Source organism: Ramlibacter sp., from assembly GCF_035706265.1.
Classification (GTDB): Bacteria; Pseudomonadota; Gammaproteobacteria; order Burkholderiales; family Burkholderiaceae_C; genus Ramlibacter.
Map to the genome: position 1 here is coordinate 1 of NZ_DASSVG010000245.1, position 8281 is coordinate 8281.

General features: G+C 70.8%; 10 protein-coding genes. 6 read left to right on the plus strand and 4 right to left on the minus strand.

Annotated elements, in window-relative coordinates; genetic code table 11:
- From VFM98_RS09165 to serB, 4 genes are all read left to right on the plus strand, one after another.
- The coding region (locus VFM98_RS09165; RefSeq protein WP_325109614.1) for a TRCF domain-containing protein at positions 1-1088 on the plus strand (1088 nt) is incomplete at its 5' end.
- Positions 1089-1101: 13 nt separating this feature from the next.
- Positions 1102-1734, plus strand: coding sequence for a hypothetical protein (locus VFM98_RS09170; RefSeq protein ID WP_325109615.1), 633 nt, complete (start codon positions 1102-1104; stop codon positions 1732-1734).
- Complete coding sequence (locus tag VFM98_RS09175) at positions 1731-2063, plus strand: TfoX/Sxy family protein (protein WP_325109616.1); 333 nt, start codon at positions 1731-1733, stop codon at positions 2061-2063. The genes VFM98_RS09170 and VFM98_RS09175 overlap by 4 nt, the downstream gene beginning before the upstream one ends.
- A 114-nt stretch (positions 2064-2177) precedes the next feature.
- On the plus strand, positions 2178-2900 hold the full coding sequence (gene serB / locus VFM98_RS09180) for a phosphoserine phosphatase SerB (protein ID WP_325109617.1): 723 nt from the start codon (positions 2178-2180) through the stop codon (positions 2898-2900).
- A 117-nt stretch (positions 2901-3017) separates the two neighbouring features.
- On the opposite strand, the gene VFM98_RS09185 is transcribed toward serB, so the two are convergent.
- Positions 3018-4577: an alkaline phosphatase D family protein gene (locus VFM98_RS09185; protein WP_325109618.1), complete on the minus strand. Its 1560-nt coding sequence runs from the start codon at positions 4575-4577 to the stop codon at positions 3018-3020.
- A gap of 5 nt (positions 4578-4582) precedes the next feature.
- Positions 4583-5863 carry an MFS transporter gene (locus VFM98_RS09190; RefSeq protein ID WP_325109619.1) on the minus strand — a complete coding sequence of 427 codons (1281 nt, stop codon included), beginning with the start codon at positions 5861-5863 and terminating at the stop codon, positions 4583-4585.
- A gap of 108 nt (positions 5864-5971) precedes the next feature.
- Between VFM98_RS09190 and VFM98_RS09195 the strand changes: the two genes are divergently transcribed.
- Positions 5972-7102 carry an ABC transporter substrate-binding protein gene (locus tag VFM98_RS09195; protein ID WP_325109620.1) on the plus strand — a complete coding sequence of 377 codons (1131 nt, stop codon included), beginning with the start codon at positions 5972-5974 and terminating at the stop codon, positions 7100-7102.
- Between the two features lie 87 nt (positions 7103-7189).
- Positions 7190-7825: a CDP-alcohol phosphatidyltransferase family protein gene (locus VFM98_RS09200; protein ID WP_325109621.1), complete on the plus strand. Its 636-nt coding sequence runs from the start codon at positions 7190-7192 to the stop codon at positions 7823-7825.
- On the opposite strand, the gene VFM98_RS09205 is transcribed toward VFM98_RS09200, so the two are convergent.
- Positions 7822-8088: a DUF5985 family protein gene (locus tag VFM98_RS09205; RefSeq protein WP_325109622.1), complete on the minus strand. Its 267-nt coding sequence runs from the start codon at positions 8086-8088 to the stop codon at positions 7822-7824. The genes VFM98_RS09200 and VFM98_RS09205 overlap by 4 nt on opposite strands.
- Positions 8088-8281 (minus strand): DUF5985 family protein (locus tag VFM98_RS09210; protein WP_325109623.1); only part of this gene is annotated, 194 nt, incomplete at its 5' end. The genes VFM98_RS09210 and VFM98_RS09205, both read right to left, overlap by 1 nt.

Consider the following 8281-nt stretch of genomic DNA (forward strand, 5'->3'; position numbering starts at 1 on the left):
TCGTGCGCAACGAAGGCAACGGCGTGATCCGCGAGGCGGTGCTGCGCGAATTGAAGCGCGGCGGCCAGGTCTACTTCCTGCACAACGAGGTGGAGACCATCCAGAACCGGCGCGAGGCGCTGGAGCGGCTGCTGCCGGAAGCGCGCATCGCCGTCGCCCACGGCCAGATGCCCGAGCGCGAGCTGGAACGCGTGATGCGCGACTTCGTGCAGCAGCGCTTCAACGTGCTGCTGTGCTCCACCATCATCGAGACCGGCATCGACGTGCCGACCGCCAACACCATCGTGATCGCGCGCGCCGACAAGTTCGGCCTGGCGCAGCTGCACCAGCTGCGCGGCCGCGTCGGCCGCAGCCACCACCAGGCTTATGCCTACCTGATGGTGCCGGACATCGAGGGCCTCACCAAGCAGGCCGGGCAGCGGCTGGAGGCGATCCAGCAGATGGAGGAACTGGGCTCCGGCTTCTACCTCGCGATGCACGACCTGGAGATCCGGGGCGCCGGCGAGGTGCTGGGCGAGCACCAGAGCGGCAACATGCTGGAGGTGGGCTTCCAGCTCTACAACGAGATGCTGTCCGAGGCGGTGAAGTCGCTCAAGGCCGGCAAGGAGCCGGACCTGCTGGCCCCGCTGTCGGTCACCACCGAGATCAACCTGCACGCGCCGGCGCTGCTGCCGGACGACTACTGCGGCGACGTGCACCTGCGCCTGTCCTTCTACAAGAAGCTGGCGACGGCGAAGAACGTGGACCAGATCGACCGCCTGCTGGAGGAGATCGTCGACCGCTTCGGCAAGCTGCCGCCGCAGGCGCAGACGCTGATCGACGTGCACCGCCTGCGCGTATTGGCGCGGCCCTACGGCGTGGTGAAGGTGGATGCCGCGCCGACGGTGATCAACATCAGCTTCAAGGCGAATCCGCCGGTGGAGCCGCTGACCATCATCCAGCTGGTGCAGAAGAACCGGCACATCAAGCTGGCCGGCAACGACAAGCTGCGCATCGAGAAGTCGCTGGTGGACGTGAAGGACCGCGCGCAGATGGTGCGCGACGTGCTGCGCTCGCTGGGGACGCCGAAGGTGACGGAGCCCGCCTAGGGGTGCGGTGTCAATGAACACCCTTCTCGCCCTGATCCCCCTCGCCATCGCGCTCTCCCTGCGCCCGTGGCGGCTGCTGGCCGGCCGCCCGGCTCTCGCCACGCCCTTGCTGGCCACCCTCGTGGTCCTGCCCTGGCTTTGGGCGCTGCCGGCGCTGCAGCACGCTTCGGTGCAGTTGCAGTGGTCCGGCGCCGTGCTGGTCCTGCTGATGCTCGGCTGGCCGCTGGCCGTGCCCGCGCTGCTCGCCGTCGGCGCGCTGGCGTGGGCGATCTCGCCGATGCCGCCCGAGGCGGCGCTGGCGGCGGCGGTCTGGCAAGGCGTGGTCCCCGCGACGCTGGCGCTGGCCGTCGGCGCGGCGGTGCGCCGCTGGCTGCCGCCGCATCCCTTCGTCTACATCCTCGGCCGCGGCTTCCTCGGCGCCCTGGTGTCCCTGTTCGCCGCCCGCATGCTGGCGCAGGCGCTGGGCACGCCGGCCGCCGGCGGCGCGGCCGGCATGGGCCTGGTGGTCGCGCAATGGCTGATGGCCTGGGGCGACGCCTTCGTCACCGGCATGCTCACGGCCATCTTCGTGGCCTTCCGGCCGCAGTGGCTGCTGACGTGGTCGGATGCGCGCTATCTTCCCAGGCCGGGAGATTCGAGGCGATGAACACGCGGGACGACTTCGCCAACTACTGCGGCGACCTGCTCTCGGGCCTGGGGCCGGTGCGCGTCAAGCGCATGTTCGGCGGCCACGGCATCTACGTCGACGACCTGTTCGTGGCGATCGTCGTGGGCGAGGTGCTGTACCTCAAGGCCGATGCCCAAACCCTGCCGCGCTTCGAAGCCGCCGGCTGCGCCCCCTTCACCTACACCGCCAAGGGCCGCGGCCGCGTTTCCATGAACTACCGCGCCGCCCGCACCGAAGCCATGGACTCGCCGGCGCTGATGCGCCCGTGGGCGGAACTGGCGCTGCAGGCGGCGCTGCGCGCCCGTTAATTGGGGTCAGATTCCAATTTCCGGCTGGATTCCCGCCTGCGCGGGAATGACGGGGGCCCGACCGGATTCCCGCGTCGCCGGGAATGCCGGTGGCCGGATGCCAGAATCCGGTCCATGCCGTTCCAAGAATTCGCCCCCGGCCTGAGCGTCCAGGGCTTCACCCCGCCCCTGCGCCTGGCCGACTTCAAGCTGATCGCCTTCGACATGGATTCCACGCTGATCAACATCGAGTGCGTGGACGAGATCGCCGATGCCGTCGGCATGAAGGCCGAAGTGGCCGCCATCACGGAAGCCGCGATGCGCGGCGAGATCGCCGACTACAAGGAAAGCCTGCGCCGCCGGGTCGCCCTGCTGAAGGGCGTGACCATGGCCGATCTCGAGGAGGTCTACGTCCAGCGGCTGCAACTCAATCCCGGCGCCGAGCGGCTGGTGCAGGCCTGCCAGGCCGCCGGCCTGAAGACGCTGCTGGTCTCGGGCGGCTTCACCTTCTTCACCGACCGCATCCGCGACCGGCTGAAGATCGACTTCACGCGTTCCAACCTGCTGGAGATCCGCTCCGGCGCGAACTGCGGCGAGCTCACCGGCCGCATGGTGGACCAGCCCTGGGGCGACATCTGCGACGGCGCCGAGAAGCGCAAGATGCTGCTGGAAACCTGCGCCCAGCTCGGGATCTCGCCGAAGCAGGCGATCGCCGTCGGCGATGGAGCGAACGACCTTCCCATGATGGGAGAGGCGGGCCTGTCGGTGGCCTACCACGCCAAACCGAAGGTGCGCGAGCAGGCGATGGTGGCGATCGACGAAGGCGGGTTGGACCGGGTGTTGGAAGTGGTGCGGTAAAGCGCGCGCGCCGGCGCTCCGCTGCGCTCGCGCATCGCTGGGCTTCGGGCTTCGCCGCTCAGCTCCAGCCTACGACGCACGCTCAGCTCCAGCCTACGACTCACGCTCACCGCCAGGCTACGACTCGCGCTGAATTGCCGGCCGCCCCGCCTCCACCACGAACCGCGCCAGCGTCCCCACCGCACTCTCGCGCCGCGTCACGTCCTCCACGCCGCGCAGCGTGACCTGCAGGCGGTCGCGCGTGAACTCCGCCAGGCCGTAGCCCCGGTGATCCGCCTCGGCGTAGACGAAGTGCGGGTTCTCCGCCAGCCGCACGGCTATCGACTCCGGCCGCGCCGTGCGCGAGGTGATGCTGGTGCCGCAGAACTCGACGCCGAGGCTGGCGCTCTCGGGCCGCTCGTAGTCCGCCTTGACGTGGCCGACCCAGTTCTCGTGCACGTCGCCACCCAGGAGCACGGGATTCGCGGCGCCGGACTGCTGCAAGGCCTCGACCAGGCGCCGCCGCGCCGCCGGATAACCGTCCCAGCCGTCGTTCCACAACAGCCGCCCCGGCCCGGGCGCGAAGTCGCGCTGGCCGAACAGGGTCGACTGACCGACCACCGTCCAGGCCGCGCCACCGCGCGCGAGCTCGCTCGCCAGCCACGCCTCCTGCTCGGCGCCCAGCATGCTGCGCGACGGATCCGCCCAGGCGGCACATTGCAGCGGATTGAACACGCTGGAGCCCGTGCGCCCACCGGCGGTGCAGGCCTGCGGACTGCGGTACTGGCGGGTGTCCAGCAGCAGCAGCGTGGCGAGGCGGCCGAAGCGCTGGCGGCCGCAGATGCGCAAGGCCTCGCCCGAGGCGAGCCCCTGCAGCGCCCGCGCGAGCACGCTCGCGCGCACCGGCGTGTGCTCGTACCAGGCCTGGTAGGCGCCGGCGCGACGACGGGCGAAGTCCGGCACCTGCGGCCCGCTGCTGCCGGACTGGCGGCCGGCATAGTCGTTCTGCACCTCGTGGTCGTCCCAGGTGTAGAGCCAGGGGCAGGCGTGGTGCATCGCCTGCAGGTCCGGATCGCTGCGGTACAGGGCATAGCGTGCACGGTAGTCGTCCAGCGACAGCACCCAGCCGCCGATGGGCGTGCGCACGGCATTCACCGCCGTCGGGTACTCGTAGATGTAGTCGCCCAGGAAGACCACCGCATCCGGCGCGTCGGCGCGCATCTGCCGGTAGGCGCCGAACCAGCCGTGCTCCCAGCGCTGGCAGGAGGCGTAGGCGATGCGCAGGCGCTCCACCGGCGCGTCGTCGGCGGGAAAGGTGCGCGTGCGGCCCACCGGGCTCACCCAAGGACCTGTCATGAAGCGATAGGAATACCAGCGGTCCGGCGCCAGGCCCTGCACCTCGACGTGCACCGAATGCGCGAGTTCGGGCAGCGCCTGCGCCTGCCCCGATTGCACGATGCGCGCGAAGCCTTCGTCCTCGGCGACCTCCCAGCGCAGGGTGACCGGCCCGCGCGGCAACTCCGTGCCCGCGAGGCGCGTCCACAGGACCACGGACGTGGCCGTCGGCGAGCCGCTCGCCACACCCAGTGCGAAGGGCTGCTCCGGCAGGCGCGGCTGGCTCCAGGCGCTACGCGGCAGCCAGAGGGTGCCCGCCGCCGCGGCGGCCAGTTGCAGCAGCCGGCGCCGTTCGGGTGACATCGCGGTTACGCGGCGGCGCGCGACGCGGCCGCCGGCCAGCCGCGGATCAGGCCCAGCGAAGTGGCCCGCCAGAGCAGGAAGCCGACGATGGAGAGATTCAGCAGGTTCCAGGCGATCCCGTTCAGGAAGGCCGCGTGGTAGGAGCCGGTGAGGTCGAACACCGCGCCCGACATCCAGCCGCCCAGCGCCATCCCCATCAGCGTCGCCATCAGCACGGTGCCCACCTTGGCACCCACCTGATCCGGCGGGAAGTACTCGCGCACGATCATCGGATAGCAGGGCACGATGCCGCCCTGGAACAGCCCGAACAGCGCCGACACGATGTAGAGCGACACCAGCGCGTCCGACGGCAGGAACAGCAGCAGCGCCACGCCCTGCAGCAGCGAGCCGAGCAGCAGCGTGCGCAGCCCGCCGATGCGGTCGGCGATCCAGCCCGAGACCAGCCGGCTCACCACGCCCATGGCCAGCATCAGCGACAGCATCTCGGCCCCGCGCGCCGCGCCGAAACCGAGGTCGCCGCAGTAGGCGACGATGTGCACCTGCGGCATCGACATGGCGACGCAGCAGGCCACGCCGGCGGCGCTCAGCAACGCGAGCAGCAGGCCGGGCGCCATCCCCAGCGGACGCGGCGAAGCCGCCGGCCCGGCGGCCACCGCCACCGGCGCCGCCGACGCCGGTGGCGTCAGCACGACCTGCGGCGGCGGCCGGCGCAGCGCGATCGCCAGCGGCAGCATGCTGGCCAGGCAGAACAGGCCCATGCCGACATAGGTCTGGCGCCAGCCGACCGTGTCGATGAAGTGCTGCATCACCGGCGGCCACACGGTGCCCGCGGTGTAGTTGCCGCTCATGCAGATCGCCAGCGCGATGCCGCGGCGGCGGTCGAACCAGCGGGTGGTGTCGGCCACCAGCGGCGCGAAGCTGGCCGAGGTGCCGAGCAGGCCCACCAGCAGGCCCTGCGCGGCGCCGAACAGCCAGGCGCTCGGCGCCAGCCCCGCCGCGATGTAGCCGAGACCCAGGCCCACGCCGCCCAGCATCACCACCCGCATCACGCCGAAGCGGTCCGCCAGCCGGCCCATGAGGATGCCGCCGATGCCGAAGCCAACCATGGTGAGCGTGTACGGGAGCGACGCGTCGCCTCGGGCGATGCCGAAGTCCTGCTGCATGCGCGGCAACACCACCGTGATGGAATACATGCCCGAGCCGCCGATCGTCATGAGCAGCAGCGACATCGCGAGCCGCCCCCAGGCGTAGGGCGACTCGATCCATTCCCGGCCGGTGATTTGCATGGGCCCCGATTGGATACCATCCCGGGTTGCACGCACAGGGACGGGAATCAGGGCTTTCCACAGTGGCCGGCCGCGGCCCGGCCCGTGCGCCCCAAAGGGAGTAGTTCGATGCAGTACAGGCAGTGGGCCGCCCGCGCAGTTCTGGCGGTGGCCGGCGTCGCGGGCGCGCAATACGCAACCGCGGCGCAGGTGGTGGTGGGGCAGGTCGCCCCCCTGACGGGTCTGGAGGCGGCGCAGGGCCGCGCCTACTCCCTCGGGATGCAGCTCTATTTCAACCAGGTGAACAGGGCGGGTGGCGTCAACGGCCACACCTTCAGCCTGGTGCGGCGCGACGACAACGGCCGGCCGGACGAGACCGTCAGCGCCACCCGGGCCCTGCTCGCGGACGACAAGCCGATGGTGCTGGCCGGCTTCTTCGGCAGCCCCAACATCGCCGAAGTGCTCGCCTCCGGCCTGCTGCAGAAGGAGCGCATCGCGCTGGTGGGCTACCGCACCACCGAGCTGCGGCCGCAGGACGTGCACCTGTACAACGTGCGCGCGACGCTGCGCGACGAGCTGCACAAGCTCACCGAACACCTGGCCACCATCGGCATCACGCGGCTCGGCCTGTTCTACGAGGACGGCCCCGGCGCGCAAGCCATGCTGCAAGCGGCCACCGAGGCGGCCGCCAAGGCGCGCGCGACGATCGAGACCCGCGCCTCCTATCCGGCCGGCACCGCCCGCGCGCAGCAGGCCGTGGCGCAGTTCCTGAAGAATCCGCCGCAGGCGATCCTGATGGTGGCCAGCGGCGCCGCGGCCGCCGCCTTCATCGAGCAGTACCGGGCCGAAGGCGGCGCGGCGCAGCTCTTCGCCCACTCCGGCGCCGACATCGAGCAGCTTTCCAAGCGCCTGTCGGAGGAGCAGATGCAGGGCGTCGCCATCGCCCAGGTCACGCCCAACCCCTACCGGATCTCCACCCGCGTGGGCAAGGAGTTCAACGACATCGTCGCGAAGACACCGGCGCTGGAAGTGCCGGTGAGCTACTCGATGATCGAAGGCTTCATCGCGGCCAAGGTGATCGTCGAGGCCGTGCGGCGCCAGGGCCCGCGCCCCACCCGCGAGGGCATGCAGCGCACCCTGGACGCGATGGAGAGCTACGATGCGGGCGGCTACCTGGTCGCCTTCCGGCCCGACCAGCACAACGGCTCGCGCTTCGTGGAGCTGTCGATCGTGAGCGGCGCCGGCCGGATCCGCCAGTAAGCGCGCGACTACAGCGGCCCCTGCCCGGGGCCGACGGCGCACCGCCCAGCTGGCGCCTAAGGTGGACGGGGTTCGAGGAGCATGAACATGCAGCAGACCGCGCCCCGCCCGCGCCATTTCTCCATGGTCCGGGAATTCCAGCTGGCCGACTTCTTCACCCTGGGCAATGCGGCCTGCGGCGTCGGCGCGATCCTGCTGGCGATGCTGTTCATGGCCAGCGGCGAGCGCAGCCAGTTCTTCGTCGCGGCGGCGCTGGCACCGGCGGCCTTCCTCTTCGACGTGCTGGACGGCCGGATCGCCCGCGCGCGCCACCAGCACTCGGCGCTCGGACGCGAGCTCGATTCGCTCTCGGACGTGATCTCCTTCGGCATGGCCCCGGCCGCGCTGGGTTTCGCGGCCGGCCTGCAGGGCGGCTGGGACGCCGCCGCGCTGATCTACTTCGTCTGCTGCGGCGTGAGCCGGCTGGCCCGCTACAACGTGACGGCGGAGACGCTCGCGGCCGACGCCTCGGGCAAGGTGAAGTACTTCGAGGGCACGCCGATCCCCACCAGCGTCGTGCTCACCGGCATCCTGGCCTGGGCGGCGTGGCAGGAGCGGTTGGGCGAGCGGCTCTGGGGCGGCGTGCTGGAGCTGGGCCCGTGGGAGCTGCATCCCCTCGCCCTGCTCTTCGTGCTCTCCGGCAGCCTCATGATCAGCAAGACGCTACGGATCCCGAAGTTCTAGCGCCCGGGCGGCCGCGGCCGGTTCTTCTGCCAGATCGCCAGCAGGATCAGGCCATAGGACACCACCCGCAGGCCGTAGATGGTCGGGCTGCCCTCCGCCGCGGGTGTCATCAAGCTCAACGCCACGCGATCGGCCGCCTCCAGCCAGAAGGACAGCGCGAACCAGAGGAAGAAGCGGTCCTTGGTCTGGCGCCAGAAGCGGAAGAAGAACAGCCCCGCCACCAGCCAGCCGGCGGCGATCGCCCCCATGAGCATCTGCTCCATCAGTCCTCCTCCCAGACGAGGCCGAACAGGAGCAGCACCACCGCCACCAGCGCCGTCACGAGCCGTGGCATCCCGAGATCGATTTCCACCGGAAAGACGACGCGGTCGAGCACCAGCAGCACATTGTTGACGCTCAGCGCGCCGAAGCACAAGGCGCTCCAGAACAGGAGGCGGGCGCCGCTGGCGCGCCCGC

Coding starts and splice junctions, on each gene's coding strand:
- VFM98_RS09190 (WP_325109619.1), bottom strand. CDS start 5,863: ATGCAAATCACCGGCCGGGAATGGATCGAGTCGCCCTACGCCTGGGGG.
- VFM98_RS09195 (WP_325109620.1), top strand. CDS start 5,972: ATGCAGTACAGGCAGTGGGCCGCCCGCGCAGTTCTGGCGGTGGCCGGC.
- VFM98_RS09185 (WP_325109618.1), bottom strand. CDS start 4,577: ATGTCACCCGAACGGCGCCGGCTGCTGCAACTGGCCGCCGCGGCGGCG.
- VFM98_RS09175 (WP_325109616.1), top strand. CDS start 1,731: ATGAACACGCGGGACGACTTCGCCAACTACTGCGGCGACCTGCTCTCG.
- VFM98_RS09170 (WP_325109615.1), top strand. CDS start 1,102: ATGAACACCCTTCTCGCCCTGATCCCCCTCGCCATCGCGCTCTCCCTG.
- VFM98_RS09200 (WP_325109621.1), top strand. CDS start 7,190: ATGCAGCAGACCGCGCCCCGCCCGCGCCATTTCTCCATGGTCCGGGAA.
- serB (WP_325109617.1), top strand. CDS start 2,178: ATGCCGTTCCAAGAATTCGCCCCCGGCCTGAGCGTCCAGGGCTTCACC.
- VFM98_RS09205 (WP_325109622.1), bottom strand. CDS start 8,088: ATGGAGCAGATGCTCATGGGGGCGATCGCCGCCGGCTGGCTGGTGGCG.